The organism is uncultured Aliiroseovarius sp. (genome assembly GCF_947497285.1).
Taxonomy (GTDB): Bacteria; Pseudomonadota; Alphaproteobacteria; order Rhodobacterales; family Rhodobacteraceae; genus Aliiroseovarius.
This window is the reverse complement of record NZ_CANMFT010000007.1, coordinates 175,318-191,599: the sequence shown is the minus strand read 5'-3', so window position 1 is coordinate 191,599 and position 16,282 is coordinate 175,318. Positions and strand designations below refer to the sequence as shown.

At 61.1% G+C, this 16,282-nt stretch carries 19 protein-coding genes; 3 read left to right on the top strand and 16 right to left on the bottom strand.

Annotated features, from left to right (window positions below):
- Positions 1-7 precede the first annotated feature (7 nt).
- From Q0864_RS13445 to def (Q0864_RS13425), 5 genes are read right to left on the bottom strand one after another with little or no spacing between them, the layout of a single operon-like run.
- Entirely contained in the window at positions 8-670 is a 663-nt protein-coding gene (locus Q0864_RS13445) for a hypothetical protein (RefSeq protein WP_298570775.1), read from the bottom strand.
- A gap of 57 nt (positions 671-727) precedes the next feature.
- The gene (locus tag Q0864_RS13440) at positions 728-967 is read right to left on the bottom strand and encodes a GlsB/YeaQ/YmgE family stress response membrane protein (protein ID WP_298570773.1); all 240 of its coding nucleotides are present in this window, start codon (positions 965-967) and stop codon (positions 728-730) included.
- A 39-nt stretch (positions 968-1,006) separates the two neighbouring features.
- On the bottom strand, positions 1,007-1,906 hold the full coding sequence (gene fmt / locus Q0864_RS13435) for a methionyl-tRNA formyltransferase (protein WP_298570771.1): 900 nt from the start codon (positions 1,904-1,906) through the stop codon (positions 1,007-1,009).
- Positions 1,903-2,400 (bottom strand): peptide deformylase, encoded by a 498-nt coding sequence (gene def / locus Q0864_RS13430; protein WP_298570769.1) that lies wholly within the window; start codon positions 2,398-2,400, stop codon positions 1,903-1,905. Before def (Q0864_RS13430) ends, fmt begins: the two co-directional genes overlap by 4 nt.
- Positions 2,397-2,918, bottom strand: coding sequence for a peptide deformylase (def, locus tag Q0864_RS13425; protein WP_298570767.1), 522 nt, complete (start codon positions 2,916-2,918; stop codon positions 2,397-2,399). Before def (Q0864_RS13425) ends, def (Q0864_RS13430) begins: the two co-directional genes overlap by 4 nt.
- A gap of 138 nt (positions 2,919-3,056) precedes the next feature.
- Here def (Q0864_RS13425) and Q0864_RS13420 point away from each other — a divergent pair, with 138 nt between their 5' ends.
- Together Q0864_RS13420 and Q0864_RS13415 are read left to right on the top strand one after the other, a co-directional pair.
- Positions 3,057-4,229: a MalY/PatB family protein gene (locus Q0864_RS13420; protein ID WP_298570765.1), complete on the top strand. Its 1,173-nt coding sequence runs from the start codon at positions 3,057-3,059 to the stop codon at positions 4,227-4,229.
- Between the two features lie 86 nt (positions 4,230-4,315).
- Entirely contained in the window at positions 4,316-4,858 is a 543-nt protein-coding gene (locus Q0864_RS13415) for a L,D-transpeptidase (RefSeq protein WP_298570763.1), read from the top strand.
- 27 nt (positions 4,859-4,885) lie between these two features.
- On the opposite strand, the gene Q0864_RS13410 is transcribed toward Q0864_RS13415, so the two are convergent.
- The 10 genes from Q0864_RS13410 to Q0864_RS13365 all read right to left on the bottom strand — a co-directional run bounded on the left by Q0864_RS13410 (position 4,886) and on the right by Q0864_RS13365 (position 14,525).
- The gene (locus Q0864_RS13410) at positions 4,886-5,239 is read right to left on the bottom strand and encodes a hypothetical protein (RefSeq protein WP_298570761.1); all 354 of its coding nucleotides are present in this window, start codon (positions 5,237-5,239) and stop codon (positions 4,886-4,888) included.
- 75 nt (positions 5,240-5,314) lie between these two features.
- Positions 5,315-6,784, bottom strand: a complete 1,470-nt coding sequence (locus Q0864_RS13405) for a deoxyribodipyrimidine photo-lyase (RefSeq protein WP_298570760.1) — start codon at positions 6,782-6,784, stop codon at positions 5,315-5,317.
- A gap of 64 nt (positions 6,785-6,848) precedes the next feature.
- A complete protein-coding gene (gene cobM / locus Q0864_RS13400) occupies positions 6,849-7,640 on the bottom strand; it encodes a precorrin-4 C(11)-methyltransferase (protein WP_298570759.1) in 792 nt (263 codons plus the stop codon).
- Positions 7,637-9,436 carry a precorrin-3B C(17)-methyltransferase gene (gene cobJ / locus Q0864_RS13395; protein ID WP_298570757.1) on the bottom strand — a complete coding sequence of 600 codons (1,800 nt, stop codon included), beginning with the start codon at positions 9,434-9,436 and terminating at the stop codon, positions 7,637-7,639. Before cobJ ends, cobM begins: the two co-directional genes overlap by 4 nt.
- Positions 9,427-10,128 (bottom strand): precorrin-2 C(20)-methyltransferase, encoded by a 702-nt coding sequence (cobI, locus tag Q0864_RS13390; protein WP_298570755.1) that lies wholly within the window; start codon positions 10,126-10,128, stop codon positions 9,427-9,429. Before cobI ends, cobJ begins: the two co-directional genes overlap by 10 nt.
- Entirely contained in the window at positions 10,125-11,324 is a 1,200-nt protein-coding gene (cbiE, locus tag Q0864_RS13385) for a precorrin-6y C5,15-methyltransferase (decarboxylating) subunit CbiE (RefSeq protein WP_298570753.1), read from the bottom strand. The genes cobI and cbiE overlap by 4 nt, the downstream gene beginning before the upstream one ends.
- Positions 11,321-12,013 carry a precorrin-8X methylmutase gene (locus Q0864_RS13380; protein WP_298570751.1) on the bottom strand — a complete coding sequence of 231 codons (693 nt, stop codon included), beginning with the start codon at positions 12,011-12,013 and terminating at the stop codon, positions 11,321-11,323. Before Q0864_RS13380 ends, cbiE begins: the two co-directional genes overlap by 4 nt.
- Complete coding sequence (locus tag Q0864_RS13375; protein ID WP_298570749.1) at positions 12,010-13,233, bottom strand: sirohydrochlorin chelatase; 1,224 nt, start codon at positions 13,231-13,233, stop codon at positions 12,010-12,012. The genes Q0864_RS13380 and Q0864_RS13375 overlap by 4 nt, the downstream gene beginning before the upstream one ends.
- A 3-nt stretch (positions 13,234-13,236) precedes the next feature.
- On the bottom strand, positions 13,237-13,464 hold the full coding sequence (locus tag Q0864_RS13370) for a DUF6732 family protein (RefSeq protein WP_298570747.1): 228 nt from the start codon (positions 13,462-13,464) through the stop codon (positions 13,237-13,239).
- A gap of 233 nt (positions 13,465-13,697) precedes the next feature.
- Entirely contained in the window at positions 13,698-14,525 is an 828-nt protein-coding gene (locus Q0864_RS13365) for a protein-disulfide reductase DsbD domain-containing protein (protein WP_298570745.1), read from the bottom strand.
- Positions 14,526-14,640: 115 nt separating this feature from the next.
- Between Q0864_RS13365 and Q0864_RS13360 the strand changes: the two genes are divergently transcribed.
- Positions 14,641-15,219 carry a YqgE/AlgH family protein gene (locus tag Q0864_RS13360; protein WP_298570744.1) on the top strand — a complete coding sequence of 193 codons (579 nt, stop codon included), beginning with the start codon at positions 14,641-14,643 and terminating at the stop codon, positions 15,217-15,219.
- A gap of 7 nt (positions 15,220-15,226) precedes the next feature.
- Here the strand turns inward: Q0864_RS13360 and Q0864_RS13355 are convergent, their stop codons facing one another.
- Positions 15,227-16,183: an L-threonylcarbamoyladenylate synthase gene (locus Q0864_RS13355; protein ID WP_298570742.1), complete on the bottom strand. Its 957-nt coding sequence runs from the start codon at positions 16,181-16,183 to the stop codon at positions 15,227-15,229.
- Positions 16,184-16,282 lie beyond the last annotated feature (99 nt).

Below are 16,282 nucleotides of genomic sequence, written 5' to 3'. Positions count from 1 at the left end.
AGACAGGTCAGAATTCCAGCCACAGACCCAGGGCGACTTCGTCCTTGATTGCGCCTTCTACAGCACGGGTCCATTCAAGATGCATGTGTCTTCCATCGCCAAACTCCCACGCGACTGATGGGATGGCATTGATCTGCACGCTATCCCCCACTGTCAGCACATCAAGCGCCATCATCGTCATGACACGCTTGTGCGGCTTAAGCCCGACCAGTGCATAGGCACCAAAGTCCGAGCCCCATGTGTCGGTTGAGACCTGCGCACTAAACTCGACGTCCAACCAGCCGGGTCCCAGTGCTGTCTCGAACCCCCGACCAAGATGAAATGCTGGTGTCAGGAACTGGTTTTCTTCGTTCCCTTCGATTCCAAGGCTCAACGCTTTGCGAAGCGCGCCTTCGCTGTCCGGGAAATGCCAGCGGCCAAAGATCTGAGCAAAGGGGATATCCTTTTGAGTGACATCATAGTCCAACCCGCCACCCAAGGTGAAACGATTGGTCAGCCCATATTCACCATAACCGCTGACCAGCGTGATATCCGTGGGGCTTTCGGTTTCTGAGCTTACATGCGCAGAAACGAAACTGTCGCCCTTGGCGCGCGGCCAAGCTCCGGCCAATGCCGGGTCATTGCAAAAAAGAAGCACACCAAGCGCCAAGACCAAAAACCGAACCATCATGGGACGACTTTGGTGTCGATTGGTTAACCAATGCTTAAAGAAACGTCAGAAAGAGCGTCACGACCGACCGCTATACCGTTGCCACAGCCAGATTACGAAAACCGCACCGACCACCGCACCGACAAAGCCGAAAGCAAGACCTGTCAGCATCAGAATGAACCGCAGCAGCAAGCCGCCAATCAGCGCACCGGCCACACCGATGGCAACAGTCGTCGCCACGTCAGTTCTGAGGTCCATGATCCGAGTGGCCAGAAACCCGGCCGCCGCACCAATAATGATAAGCATGATTACAGGCATGCCGTTAATATGGCTGTGCAGGCTGCAAATTGTAAGGGGTTAACCCACCCGTTCAGGCAGATCGAAGCCACGCAAGAAATCGGCGCTGTCCATCGCGCGCTTTCCGGGCCGTTGGGCGCGCAGGATTTCGACAGCGCCTTCACCGCATGCGATGGTCAGACCGTCCAACACTTGACCGGGCGCCCCCAAGCCATCCACGACACGCGACGCGAGCAGCTTCACTTGTTCGCCCCCCATATCGCATTTCGCACCGGGAAACGGCGACAGCCCACGGATCAGCCGGTCCATCTCAACGGCCGGGCGGGTCCAATCGACCTGCGCCTCGGCCTTGTTGATCTTGTGGGCATAGGTGACACCGTCCTCAGGTTGCGGCACGGGGGTCAGGTCGGGCAAGCGGTCCAGCGCCTGAACAATCAGACGCGCACCCATTGCGGACAGGCGGTCATGTAACTGGGCGGTGGTTTCCTCAGCGCCAATCGGTGTCGCCTCGCGCAGCAGAACCGGGCCGGTGTCCAACCCAGCCTCCATCTGCATGATGCAAACGCCGGTCTCGGCGTCCCCCGCCATGATCGCCCGATGAATGGGCGCGGCCCCCCGCCAGCGGGGCAGAAGCGAGGCGTGGATATTCAGACACCCATGCTTGGGCGCATCAAGAACTGCTTGCGGCAGGATCAGGCCATAGGCCACGACCACCGCAACGTCAGCGTTCAACGCGGCAAACGCCGCCTGCTCATCGGCACCCTTCAACGACACCGGATGGCGCACCAGAAGCCCCAGTTCCGCGGCCCGGGCATGAACCGGACCGGGCCGGTCCTTCTTGCCGCGCCCGGCGGGGCGTGGGGGCTGGCAATAGACAGCGGCGATGTCGTGCCCAGCATCCACCAGAGCCTCCAACACCGGCACCGAAAAATCGGGCGAGCCCATGAAAACCAGCCTCATCGCACCAGTTTCCTTGCTTTCTTGATCAGCATATCGCGCTTCACCTTGGACAGATTGTCGAAATACATCCGCCCATTCAAATGGTCGATCTGGTGCTGGACCGAGGTGGCCCAGATGCCGACGAAATCCTGTTCCTGCTCCGCACCGTCTTCGTTAAGAAACCGCACCGTGACCGCGCGCGGGCGGCTGATCACGGCTGACACGCCGGGCAGGTTCGGGCTGGCTTCTTCATGGTCGCGAAATTCGATCGAGCGGTGCAGGATTTCCGGGTTCGCCATCCGGACCGCCTTGCCCCGTTCGTCCGACGCATCGACGACCGCCAGACGCTGCATGATCCCCAACTGAGGGGCCGCCAGACCAACGCCCGGCATGGCGTCCATCGCCTCGATCATCTCGTCCCATATCACGCGGGTGTCATCCGTCACCTCGGCCACCGGCTCAGCCGCTGTGCGCAGGCATTTGTGCGGATATCTCAGAAACGGGCGATGGGTCACATCCGCGCCATTTCGCGTTTCAGCTTTTGCATCTTGCGGGTGATCATCTGCCGCTTCAGCGGTTTCAGATAGTCGATGAACAGCTTGCCGTTCAGGTGGTCGATCTCGTGCTGCACACAGGTCGCCCACAGTCCGTCAAAATCGCGCTCCTGCACGTTGCCGTCACGGTCGACCCAACGGACCGAGACCTCTTCCGGGCGCGTCACTTCAGCGTATTGGTCGGGGATCGACAGGCAGCCTTCCTCGTAAGTATTCAGATCGTCGGACGACAGAATAACCTCGGGGTTGAACATGATCATCGGCTGGGGCGGCTCGCTGTCGTCACGTACACAATCCATTACGATCAGCCGCGTCAACACGCCCACCTGCGGCGCGGCCAGACCGATGCCCGGCGCGTCATACATGGTTTCCAGCATGTCGTCGGCCAACTGGCGCAGCTCGTCAGACAAATCTGGCACCGCTTCGGCAACCTTCTTGAGGCGCGGATCAGGGTGAATAAGGATCGGTTTAATACTCATGCGGTGGATTTAGGGGATGAGCGCTCGCTGCGCAATGGTTGCGTCAGAACGAAGCGGTGAAACCTCTTGTCACACATGACGCAACTCGACTTGCACCTGCCGTCCAAACCGCTACCGTGCCACCAGAAAGGAGACCCCATGAGTTTCGACAAGATCATCGACCGCCGAGGCACCCATTCGTCCAAGTGGGACAAGATGGAGAAGCTGTTTGGCGTCTCCCCCGAAGACGGGCTGGCCATGTGGACCGCCGACAGCGACTACCCCACAGCTCCATGTGTAATTGATGCGGTAAAGCGTGCCGCAAATCACGGTGTTTTCGGTTATTCTTGGGAATATCCCGAGTATCTGAACGCCGTCGCGTGGTGGATGAAGACCCGGCACGGCTGGGATGTCGACCCGCAGTGGGTCTTGACCAGTCAGGGGCTGGGCAATGCGATTGCCCTGTGCCTGAACGTCTGGAGCGAACCGGGCGACGGTATCGTGATCTTCACACCCGTCTATCATGAATTCGCGCATAAAGTCCGGAAGAACAACCGCGAGGTGGTGGAATGTCCGCTGGCCCTAAACGGCAACCGATATGAGCTTGATCTGGACGACGCGCAATCGCGCCTGACAGGCAACGAAAAGATACTTCTGTGGTGTTCACCGCAAAACCCCTCGGGCCGGGTTTGGAGCGAAGACGAACTGCGCGCGGTGGCTGAATTTGCGGACCGCAACGATCTGTTGCTGGTGTCGGACGAAATCCACCACGATCTGGTCTATCCCGGAAACACATTCGTTCCGATGGCGGTTGCGGCACCTGACGCACGATCGCGGATGGTGACACTGACCGCTCCGTCAAAGACATTCAACATCGCCGGCCAGCGCACCGGCAACATGATCATCCCGGACAGTCGGCTGAGGGCCGAGATGCACAACCAGCTCAACAAGCTGGACTATGCACCCGGCATGTTGGCCGTGGCGATGATCACCGCAGCCTATTCGCCCGAAGGGGCGGTTTGGGTGGATGAACAGATCGCCCATCTGGCGCGCAACAAAGCCCTGTTCGACGAAGGCATCAACAGCATTCCGGGCGTGTCATCCATGCCCCTGCAGTCCACTTATCTGGCTTGGGTCAACTTTGCAGGCACCGGTATGTCGCATGAGGAAGTTGAGGCCCGCATTCGCGATGATGCCAAGATCGCTGTCAGCCCCGGCCCGGCCTTCGGCACCGGTGGCGATGGGTTCCAGCGCTTCAACCTCGCCACCCAAGGCGCGCGGGTCGAAGACGCCGTGGCGCGCATGAAGCGGGCATTCAGCGACCTTCAATAGTGCCGTTGACGGCAGGGAATCGCCCAGAGAGATTCACATTGTTATTCGGGCTTGAACAAGTGGCGCGCATGTAACAAATGCGCGCCATGAACAGATTGGCCCGCTTCTTCTCTCGCCTGTCCCTATTGGCTTCGATTGGGTTGGTCAGCGTGATCCTCTGGGACCGGTATACGCCACCTGCCCCACCGGCGACATTAGAACCGATCAACGGGCAGATCGACCGCATCCTGATCGACAAGTCAGAGCGTAAGATGACGGTCTTTCAAGACGACACGATCGTTCGCACATACGAAATCGCACTGGGCTTCACGCCCGAGGGCGACAAGATGCTCGAAGGTGATGGCAAAACACCAGAAGGCATTTTCAAGATTGACCGGCGAAATGATCAAAGCGCGTTCCATTTGTCTTTGGGGCTCAATTACCCCTTGGCGGAAGACCGGGCACGTGCCGCTGCCGATGGTGTCAGCCCCGGTGGCGATATCTTCATTCACGGCCAGCCCAACGGACGACAACGTTTCGAACCGATATTGCACGATTGGACAGATGGGTGCATCGCGCTCTCTGACGCTGAGATCGAGGAGTTATGGGGCGTAACACCCATCGGCACCGAAGTCGAAATCACCCCGTGACCACTGGCGAAATCCGGCACGCTTTGACTAGCGTTTCTCTTCAATCAGGGCGACAGGCGCGCTCTCTTCCGGCGCGAAATCAAGGGGCGCGTGGTCATGCGCTTCGGCCTTGCGCTTGAAGTCGTATTTCATTTGCCCCTCTTCTTCTTCGGACGCGATGATCAAACACTGATATAAGTGTCGCGACCCGTCATAGAGGTCTACAAGCCCGCGCAGATGGGGCGCGCGTTCGGCGTCCAGGGAAAACCCTGTTTCCCAGAATTTCAGCACTGGAAAGACCTCTTCGTTCACACGAATCCGAAGCCTGCTTTTCTTCTTGAGGTCTTTCTTGCGTGCGGCTTCCAGCCCTTCACGCACCTCTTTTGGCAAAAATTCCAGCATGTTCCACCTCCAAACCCAGCCCATGATGGCATGGAAAGTGTAACGGTCAAGTGAAGGATTGGATTTGATGGTCGTTCAGTCGGGGTCCGTTGGCGAATTCGACAGGGACTTAAACGTCTCCAGCGCTGCGTTCCGCGCGGTTGCGTGATCCACCATAGGCTGGGGATACGTTGTGCCAAGAACAACGTCCGCGTCGGCAAGCACATCCGCCGGGGCCGTCCATGGTGCCGCCAGATATTTGTCCGGCAGGCTTGCGATTTCGGGCACGTATTGGCGGATATAGGCCCCGTCCGGGTCAAACTTTTCGGCTTGTGTCATCGGGTTGAACACGCGGAAATACGGCGCGGCATCGGCGCCGCAACCCGCCACCCACTGCCAACTGGCCGCGTTCGAGGCCAGATCACCATCCACAAGCGTATCCCAGAACCAATCGCGCCCCGCACGCCAGTCGATCCGCAGATGTTTCACCAGAAAGGACGCAACCACCATGCGCACACGGTTATGCATGTATCCGGTTTGCCAAAGCTCGCGCATGCCTGCATCGACGATGGGATATCCGGTCTGGCCTTTTTGCCATGCGGTCAGGTCATCCGTGTCATAGCGCCATGGGAAGTCGCGAAATTTAGGCTGAAACTCGGTGTCCTCGAAATCGCGGTTGTGAAACAGCAGATAGGCCGCGAAATCGCGCCAGCCCAGTTCTGCGCGAAACTTCTCGGCATCACGGCCCGACATCTGGCCCAGATGCTCGGCACGGTCCAGCGCCGCCCAGATCTGGCGCGGGCTTATGTTGCCGGACTGCAAGAAGGGCGACAGGCGCGAGGTGTGCGGTTCCGCCGGGAAGTCGCGCCCCTTGGCGTAACCTTGCGCGCCCTCTTCCAGAAACGCGTCCAGCCGGTCCAGCGCGCCCTCTTCTCCGGGCTGCCACAGCGGTGTGAACCCTTCGGCCCAATTGGGCGCTTTGGGCAACAGGTCGAATTCATCAAGCGAGACGGAAGCGACTTCATCGGCGAACGTGATGTCCTTCGGCACCGGCAACGGGTCGCCAAGCCCCGCGGTGCGGATTTCTTCGCGGCAGGCGCGCCAGAAGGGGGAGAACACCTTAAACGGCGTGCCGGATTTGGTCGTGACCCGCCATGGCTCCAGCAGGTATCTGCCGGGATGGCTGTGCACGGTGCAGCCTTGTGCGGTCAGATCGGCCTTTAACGCGGTGTCGGCGGCGACCTCGTCGGGGGTGTAGCGTCGGCACCAATAGATATGGGTCGCGCCTGTCTCCTTGCGCAGATCAGCCAATACATCGGCCGTCGCACCTGTGCGCAACACCAGTTGCCCACCGAGGTCAGCCAACTGCTTTGTCAGCGAGTCCAACGCATGGTGAAGCCACCAGCGCCGCGCACCACCGGGCGCGTAAGGCGCATCCGGGTCCAGAATGAACGCACAGGTCAGGCACTGGCCCGACTGCGCCGCAGCGGTCAGCGCGGGGTGATCCAACAGCCGCAGGTCGTCGCGAAACAGTAAAATCGCATTGGACTGATCAGGCGTGCTCATCCTCTGTCCTTATGTTGGGCCGCTTTACCAGAAATATACGCGCAACTGCCGGGTTTGGATCAACTTAGGTATTGTGGTCTTCCACCAGATCGACGCCAACCACCGGGCGCAGCACATGCGGTTTGGCGGGATCATAAAGCGCGCTGTCCTTGAAATCACGCCCACGATCCAGCGCGGGACCAACGAGGATCAGCGCGGTACGGGTGATTTTCTCGGCGCGCACTTTCTTGCGGATGTCAGCGATGGTGCCGCGAATGAACATCTCGTCCGGCCAGCCGACGCGATAGGCCACGACCGCCGGGCAATCCGCGCCATAGTAAGGCGTCAGCACCCGTTCGATTTCACGCATGTTGCGCACCGCAAGGTGGATCGCCAGTGTCGCGCCGGTTTTGGCGAAGTTTTCCAGAGTTTCGCCCTCGGGCATCGAGGTCGATTGCATCGACATCCGCGTCAGCACGATGGATTGCGCAATTTCCGGGATGGTCAGTTCCTGCCCCAACGCGGCGGCGGCGGCGGCATAGGCAGGCACGCCAGGGATGACCTGATAGTCGATGCCGTCGGCCTTCAAGCGGCGGATTTGTTCGGCAATCGCGCCATACAGCGAGGGATCGCCGGAATGCACCCGCGCCACGTCCTGCCCGCGCGCGTGCGCCGCTTTGATTTCAGCGTGGGTGTCGTCCAGCGTCATCGCCGCCGTGTCCATCACCTTGGCCCCTTCGGGCGCGCAGGCGACAACCTGCGGCGGCACCAGAGATCCTGCGTAAAGGCAGACCGGGCATTCACCAATGATGCGCTGCGCTTTCAGGGTCAGGAGCTCGGGATCGCCGGGGCCTGCGCCGATGAAATAGACGGTCATGACAGATCTCCATCAATGCGGCGGGCATAGCCGCGTGGGGTGAACATGCGGGGGCCTTCGCCCAACTGCGCAAGGCGTGAGTTTGACGAGCCGACCAGCACGACGGTCAGCATGTCGACCTCGTCGACTTCAAGTTCGGATAGCTTGCGATAGCGGATATGTTCCGTGGGACGACCCAGATTGGATGCCAGCATCACCGGCGTATCGGAGGGACGGTGCTTCAGCAGAATGTCCCGCGCCTCGGCCAGCAGGGTGCGGCGTTTCTTCGATACGGGGTTGTAAAAGGCGATCACGAAATCCCCTTCGGCGGCGGCATGAAGGCGCTTCACGATGTCTTCGCGGTGGGTCAGAAGATCGGACAGCGAAATGGCGCAGAAGTCATGGCCCAAAGGCGCGCCAGCCCGCGCGGCGGCGCCTTGCAGCGCGGATACGCCGGGGGTCGAGACAACCTCGACCCGGCGGGCGGCGTCGCTGACACCCTTCTCGTCTGGCCCGCGATCCAGCAGTTCATAGACCAGAGCGCCCATCGCATAGATGCCCGCGTCCCCCGAGCAGACCAGCGCGACGTTCTTGCCCTTGCCTGCCTGCTCTAACGCGTAGCGACAGCGATCCTCTTCACCGCCCAGCGGGAAGTCAGAACGGGTTTTGCCAGCCGCAAGAGGACCGATCAGGTCGATATACAGACCATAGCCCACGAGTTCTTCGGCTTCTTGCAGCAGATGGCTGGCTTCGGGCGTGCGCCATGTGTGCTGGCCGGGGCCAATCGAGACAATCGATAGCTTGCCGCGTGCGCGGCCGCGCATCTTGGTGATCGGCTCTGGCGCGCGCGCAATTGCGCAGGTGGTGTTCGCGGTCTTCACTTTGGGAACGACCAGTTCGGCGTCTGGGCCAGCGGCGGCAAGCGCCGCGCCTTCCGACACGCCATGGCAACCGACTTCGGCGAACACCACGTCGGACGGGTTCGCCAACCGAGGCGCTTCAGCCTCAAGCTCAGCAGCGGTGAATACACGAAACGGCACGCCCAAACGAGCGGCTAAAGCGTTCATTGCCAGTTCGTCCGCCTTCAAATCAAGCGAGGTGACACAGGCAATCGCACCCGGCGCGATGTTGGCAGCGGCAAGCTGTTTGCTCACCAACTGCCAAAGCTCTTCGGGGTCGGCACCCCGCGCACAGCCCACACCCAGCGCGAAGCGTTGCGGGTGATAGGCCAGACGGGTCGGACCGGTGTCGACCGGGGCCTCGGTCACGGCGAGTTCGACCGCACCGCCGGTGTCCTCGATATCAAAGATGTTCTCGCCTGTGATCGCGACGCCCGCGCCTGACAGCAGTTCCGCCATTGCCTCTTTCGCGTCTTCGGGGTTGGCAAGACGATAGCCCAAGGGCGGTTCGTCCAGCGCGACACCCAGCGATACATCGCCCGCCGTGGTGACAGCAGCGGTCGCGCCGATTTCTTCCGCAATCCGGCTGGCCAAACGGTTCGCGCCGCGATGCCCACCCAGAAGCGGCACCACGACCGATCCGTCATCGGCCACCGAGACTACGGGTGGCTCGGTCGTCTTGTCAGCCAGAAGGGGGGCAACGGCACGGATCAGGATACCGGCTGCGCAGACGCCGACAACGGGCGTGCCCGCAGCAAACAGCATCCGCACGTGATCCAGCGCATTGGGGAAGAACGCATCCGCCTTTTTAACGCGACCTTCGCGCCCATGCACCTGAGCCCCCAAGAGGGTTGCGACCCGATGGGCCAGTTCTTCACCTGATTTGTTCAGGCAAATTACAACAGGCGTCACAGCCATGGATCATTTCCTTTCGCAAGAAGGATCATCGAGAAATAGGGGGCTTTGTCGGGGGCATCTGCGAGCGGCAGCACGACCTCTTCGGGCAGGGAAGCACGCTCGATATAGGTGGCTTTGTCCACAAGGCCCAGCGCTTCGATCACGCCGCGTATTTTGGGCAGGTGGCGGCCAACTTTCATGATCGCCACGCTTTCAGCCCCTTCGATACGGGCGCGCAGCTCGTCTTCGGGCAGCGGGCCGGGCAGAACGGTCAGGCGTTCGTTACGGGCGACAAGCGGGCTGCGGGCCCGTGCGGCACAAGCGGTGACAGACGTGACGCCCGGCACGATCTCGGTTTGGAACCGATCGGCCAGCCGCGCAAACAAATACATGAAGGATCCATAGAAAAACGGGTCGCCTTCGCACAGGACGACCACGTCATCTCCGGCCTCAAGTCGCGCAGCGATCTTGGCAGCGCCCACGTCATAGGCTTTTTGTGCAGGGGCACGCTCGACGGTCATCGGGATGTCCATCGCGATTTCATCCGCATCCTTGGCGATCAGATGTGCAGCGATGGAACGGGCAAAACTGTCGCCACCCTCCAGCGTCGGATAGGCGACCACTTTGGCAAGTTCAATCAGCCGCGCGGCCCTGAGCGTCATCAGGTCGGGATCACCCGGTCCAAGGCCCACACCGTAAAGCGTTCCGCTCATCTTTTGATCAGGCTCCACTGTGTGACGGGACGCAGGGGTTTCCAACCGGAATGAGGCCCGAGTGGCTCGGCGCGTTCAACGGACAGCTTCACCAGTTGACCCCCATGTTTTTGGTGCAGGGCGGTAAGACACATCTCGCTTTCGATGGTGACAGCGTTCGCGACCAGTCGCCCCAAGGGTTTCAACTCGGCCCAAGCGGCATCGAATACCTGTTCCGACAATCCGCCACCAATGAAGATCGCATCGGGCGCTTCCAAACCGTCCAGCGCGGCGGGAACTTCGCCTTCGACCAAATCCAGCTTCGGCACGCCCAGCGCCAAGGCGTTTGCGGCAGCCATGGCCCGGCGATCTGCGCGCGGTTCGATCCCGATGGCACGGGCATAGCGCGCGCCACGCATCCATTCGATGGCAATCGACCCGCAACCGGTGCCGATGTCCCACAAAAGCGCCCCGCGCATCGGCATGAGCTTTGCCAGTGTAATCGCGCGGACCTCTTGCTTGGTCATGGTGCCGTCGCTTTGAAACAGCTTGTCAGCCAAGCCCGGCACACGCGGCAGAAGGGCGGCGTCCGGCGCGGCGACGCATTCAACGGCCAGCGTGTTGAACTCTGGCACGGCGTGGTTCCAGCTTTCGGCAATGCCATCAAAGCGCGCTTCGTCCTTGCCGCCCATATGGGCCAGCACGGTCATGCGCGATTTTCCGAAGCCACGTTCGGTTAGGAAGCGGGCGATCTGGCCCGGCGTTTCCGAGCCGGTGGTCAGAACAAGAAGCCGGATGTCGGGCTGGATGAAAGCGATCATCTGCTCAACCGGGCGGCCATGCACGGTCAGCGTCTCCAAGTCCGCCATCGACCAGCCCATGCGCGCGGCGGCCAGTTGGAATGCGCCCACTTGCGGGTGGTAAACGATCTGCGCCGGGTCGATATGACGGCCAATTTTCGCACCGACCGAATACCAAAGCGGATCGCCGGTTGCCAAGACAACGACCCGTTTGCCGTTGCGCTTCGTCAACTCGTCTATCAGGCTGTCAAACGGCGAGGGCCAAGCGAGCCGCTCGGCATTCCCATCGATCAGGTCGTGGTGGCGCGTGCCGCCGACGATCACCTCGGCGGCGTCAACAACCGCGCGGGTGGCGGGGGTCAGCCCGGCAATGCCATCTTCGCCGATCCCGACGATGTGAAGCCACGGGGTTGTCATGCGCACTCCTCCGGCAGTCCGGCGGCCAACGCGTTGACGGCAGCAGAGGCAATGGCAGACCCACCACGCCGCCCACGCAGGGCGACAAATTCGCAGCCGCGCGGGTTGTTTGCCAGTTCCGCCTTGCTTTCCGCAGCGCCCACAAACCCGACCGGAAAGCCAAGGATCACGGCAGGTTTGGGTGCACCTGCGTCGATCAGCTCAAGCAGGTGGAACAGGGCTGTTGGCGCGTTCCCCACAGCGACCACCGCACCTTCCAGACGGTCCAACCACAGCTCGACCGCGGCGGCGGAGCGCGTGTTGCCGATGGACTTCGCCAGTTCCGGCACAGACGGATCGTTCAACGTGACAATCACATCGTTTTCCGATGGCAGATAGCGGCGAATGATGCCCGCCCCGACCATCTCGCAATCGCAAAACACAGGCGCACCGGCCTTAAGAGCAGCGTGACCTGTTTCATAGGCGTTCGCAGAAAAGGCCAGTCGATCCGCAACTTCGACCATGCCGCAGGCGTGGATTACACGGGTCGCAAGGGCCGCCATGCCGCCGGGAAAGCGGTCCAACCGCGCCTCTTTGCGCAGGGTCGCGAAGGACTGCGCATAGATGGCGGACGGGTCGCGCTCATACCTGAGCGCCGGGCGCGAAGGAGCGGCCCCGTTGGGGCCCGAAGAGCGGCCGCCTTCGCTCATTTCGAACGGGCCGATTCAGGCCCATGCGGATGTTTTGCATGGGGATATTCGGCATGCACGTGATCATGGTGATGATCGTGATGATGATGGTCGTGACCGTGGTCGTGATCATGATCGTGACTGTGATCATGATGATGGTGATGCCCCATATGCAGTCGGCATTCGCCGGTGCAGAAGGTGTCGCAGAACGAACAATCGGCCACGTTCGACCCCGGTGCGGACGCCCCCTGCCCTTCGACATGGTGATGGTGGCTTTCCTGAATGGCGCCGACTTCGGCTTCAAACCCCAGCACCTCGACCCGGTATTTGCACATCACGCAGGTGGGCGGCGGCACGTCGGCATAGGCCGGGTGCTTGGCGCGATCTTCCACCGGAATGGTGCGGTCTTCGCCCTCGTCCAGCGCCAGAACCTGGGTGCGATAGCCACAAGTGCCGCAGTTGGGCGGCGGAACGGTGCCAAGCTGTTCAGTGATCCGCTCGGCGAAGGTCTCAAGCACCTTGGGGTGGTCGTTCAGATACCCGGCCTTCACGAATTCGATCTCGGGATGGGCGGCGGCGACCTTGTCGGTGAAACCATAGATCCGGTCGATCAGGATGCCCGAGAACAGGAAATAGGGGAACACGACAACGCGTTTGTAGCCCAGCTTGACCACGTGGTTCAGGCAGGGTTCGACCAGCGGGAAGGTGACGCCGGAATAGCCGACTTCCAGCCATCCAAAGCCCAAACCTTCTTGCAGCAGACGTGCCACCTTGGCGACGTTGCCGTTGGCATCAGGGTCTGACGCGCCCCGCCCGATGACGACAAGGCAGGTGTCTTCCAGCGGCACTTCGCCATGTTCTTTGTTTGCGGCATCGACAGCCTGACGCACGCGATCTCCGGCGGCAGCGATCATCTTCGGGTCCACGCCCAACTCGCGGCCATAGGTCACGTCGATCCCATGCTTCTTGGCATAGGTGTTCAGGACGGTCGGAATGTCATTTTTCGTGTGCATTGCGGCAAACAGCATCCCCGGCACGGCCAGGATACGGTCGCAACCCGCTTCGCGCAGCCGGTCCAACCCGTCGCGGATCACCGGGTTGGCAAATTCCAGATACCCATAGTCGGTCATCCAGTCCTTGGGCAACAAAGCGGGCAGCTTTTCGGCCAGCACCGCGAACTGATCCACCGCGTCCTGACTGCGCGAGCCATGCCCGCAGATCATCACACCAATCTTGGTCATGGCTTATGCCTCCTGCGGTTCGTTTGCGTCAGCGTCATCGCTGTCGTCTTCACGCTGGGCCTTTGCCTCTTTCGAGCCCTTGAGCGCCGCCCAAAGCCCGATGGCAGCCGCCAGTCCGATCAGGATCATGCCGCCAACATGACCATGTCCGGCCAGCTCTCCGATATGACCGGGATGGGCGATGGCAGGGCCAGCCAACAGGCCAAGAGCAAGAAGTATCAGACGGGTCATGCGGTCATCCTTTCACGCAAAATCTGGGTGCAAAGAGGCCGCGCCTTGTTGTCAACGACGCTGCGTCTGATCCCCGTTGCGGGTCGATCGTCGACAGCCAACCTCTCTGGCCCAATGGGCTTCGTCGCCCATCCGTATAGGCAGAGCGTAGGGGAGTCGCAACGGGAAAGGCGGCAGAATAGCGCGCAGCGGCGACCAATTGACGCAAACTTGCGCAAATGCTGCTGGTTGGATCAGCTGCCTGTGCAGCCGCGGATATCGACGCCGCGCCCATCCGCCAGAACCGTCATGCGCAGATCGGATCGGTTTAACAGGAAAGGCTTGCCTGAACTGGGCACAAGTTCTGCAATGGTGGTCAGTGCGCCTGCAACGCGCGATGTGGAAACCTCGGACACCCAGACCGACGGATCGGCCGTTTCAACCACCACGACCTCGTCCCCACCGACGCGCGGCATGTCGATCTTCACAATCACGCGAAGCCCATCAGAGATGGGTTCGACATCGCACACCGCCCGACGCAGGCCTGCTTCAGAGGCGGTGTCGGGACGCTGGCGCAATGCGCGTTTGATAGGCCCTTTCGGCCCGACATCGCGCGACGGCAACACAACCGAGATCGTGGCGTCCATGGGCATGCAAACCTCCTGGCAAACTCCAAGAGCAAGCTCGCCTTCAAGGCTGATCGGATCGCCATGCGTCTTCGGCGTCAGTGTCATAGGAAGGACCAGCTCATGCGAATACCCGATGGTGCGCATGCCGCTTGAATAAAAAACCTCAGGCACTGGCCAATGAAAGGTTACCCCCGCCAGATTGTCAGAACCGCGCCAGTTCAAGCTGGGCGGAATGCCGGCTTGTCCCGGTGCCCGCCAATAGGTCTTCCATCCATCGGCCAATTGGATACGCAAGGCCGCGACGTGCTGCCCATCGGGGCCACGCCAACCGGGCAGAACGTCGATTTTGACGACATCTTCAGGGGCGGGCGGGCTATTGCTCCCCGCCAAAGCGGGTGCAGAAAACACAGCAAGCCCCAAAAAGGCTGCGCGGAGGGCAAGTCGAAGGTTCATGCAACGATACATAAAGCGCAAGCCTGCAATGTGAAATCACATTTCAGGGATGGATCGTTACCATCGATCGGCATTCAGACTTGCCTTTCCAACTCTGCGGCGCTTTTCTGGAGGTATGAGCGCAACCGACAACACACCAATGGACTTGAGCGGCAAACTTCTGATCGCGATGCCGGGCATGGGCGATCCGCGGTTCGACCACTCGGTTGTGTTCATGTGCGCCCATTCGCCAGAAGGGGCGATGGGATTGATCATCAACAAGCCAGCACCCGATGTGTCGCTGGGTGATATCCTTGCCCAACTTGATATCGACGCAGGCATGGGCACCAAGACAACAAACGTGTTTTTCGGCGGTCCCGTCGAAGGCGCGCGTGGGTTCGTGTTGCATTCGGGCGAATATGACAACGACGCCTCGACCCTGAAGGTCGACGACGCGTTTTCCATGACCGCCACGCGCGATATTCTTGAAGCGATGGCGAATGGCGTCGGCCCCGCAAACACGCTGGCGGCCCTTGGCTATGCCGGCTGGTCCCCCGGCCAGCTTGAAAGCGAAATCCAGCAAAATGCCTGGCTGACCTGTGACGCGGAAGAAGCCATCGTCTTTTCCGATGACAGTGACGGGAAATGGACAGCGGCGTTGGCGAAACTTGGCGTTGATCCGCTGCTTTTGTCTGCAGAAGGCGGGCACGCGTGACCGCTGATTAATCGCGCGGGGCTGCCGCCCGGCGCAAACGATCATTGATTGCCCGGCCCATCCCGTGATCGGGGATCGGAGATACGGCGATCGGGGCGTCGCCTTCGTCGTCCAACTGGTGCAAATACCGAAACAGGTTGGCCGCCGCCTCGACCAGATCGCCGGACGGGGACAGGTTCAGATCAGCCTCGACATGCCCGAACCCCAGCAGACGTTCACCCGGTTTCGCTTCAACGGCGTTCAGACGCATTTGCGCGTTTGGCGCATAATGCGAGGACAATTGACCGGGCGCTGTGACGCCTGCGCTGGCTTGCCGGACGGCAATCGTGCCGCCCAGCGCGGCTTCGAGGGCTTCGACCGGCAGGCCGCCGGGGCGCAACAGGACCGGGGCGGGGTCGAACCCGACGATCGTGCTTTCCAACCCGACCTCGCAGGGGCCACCGTCCAGCACCGCCGTGATCCGACCGGACAGACTGTCCAGAACGTGCTGCGCAGTGGACGGGCTGATGCGTCCCGACGGATTGGCAGACGGGGCAGCGACGGGAAGACATGCGGCCTCCAGCAGTTTCTGCGCCAACGGGTGGGCGGGCACGCGGACGGCCACAGTCGGCAGACCCGCAGACACAAGGGCAGATAGCGGGCTGTTGGGTTTTAGCGGCAACACCAAAGTGAGCGGTCCCGGCCAGAACGCCTGCGCCAAATCTAGGGCACGCCCATCCAGCACTGCAATCTTTGATGCCGCCTCCAGCGACGGCACATGGACGATCAGCGGGTTGAAATGGGGGCGCCCTTTGGCGTTAAATATCCGCGCGACAGCGTGGTCATTCGTGGCGTCAGCGCCAAGGCCATACACCGTCTCAGTCGGGAAGGACACAAGCGCGCCTTCCCGCAAAAGCTCTGCGGCCCGCGCGACACCGGCTATGTCCGCCGATAGAATTTCCGTATCCAAGCCGTCCGCACTCATGACGCTGCGTTTTCCTTTGCCACCCCTCTGACCTTCGGTAAGGGGAATAAAGGCCCAGTTAATGGCCTATCGCCCAGATGCCAAGAGATTTGCCGAGGA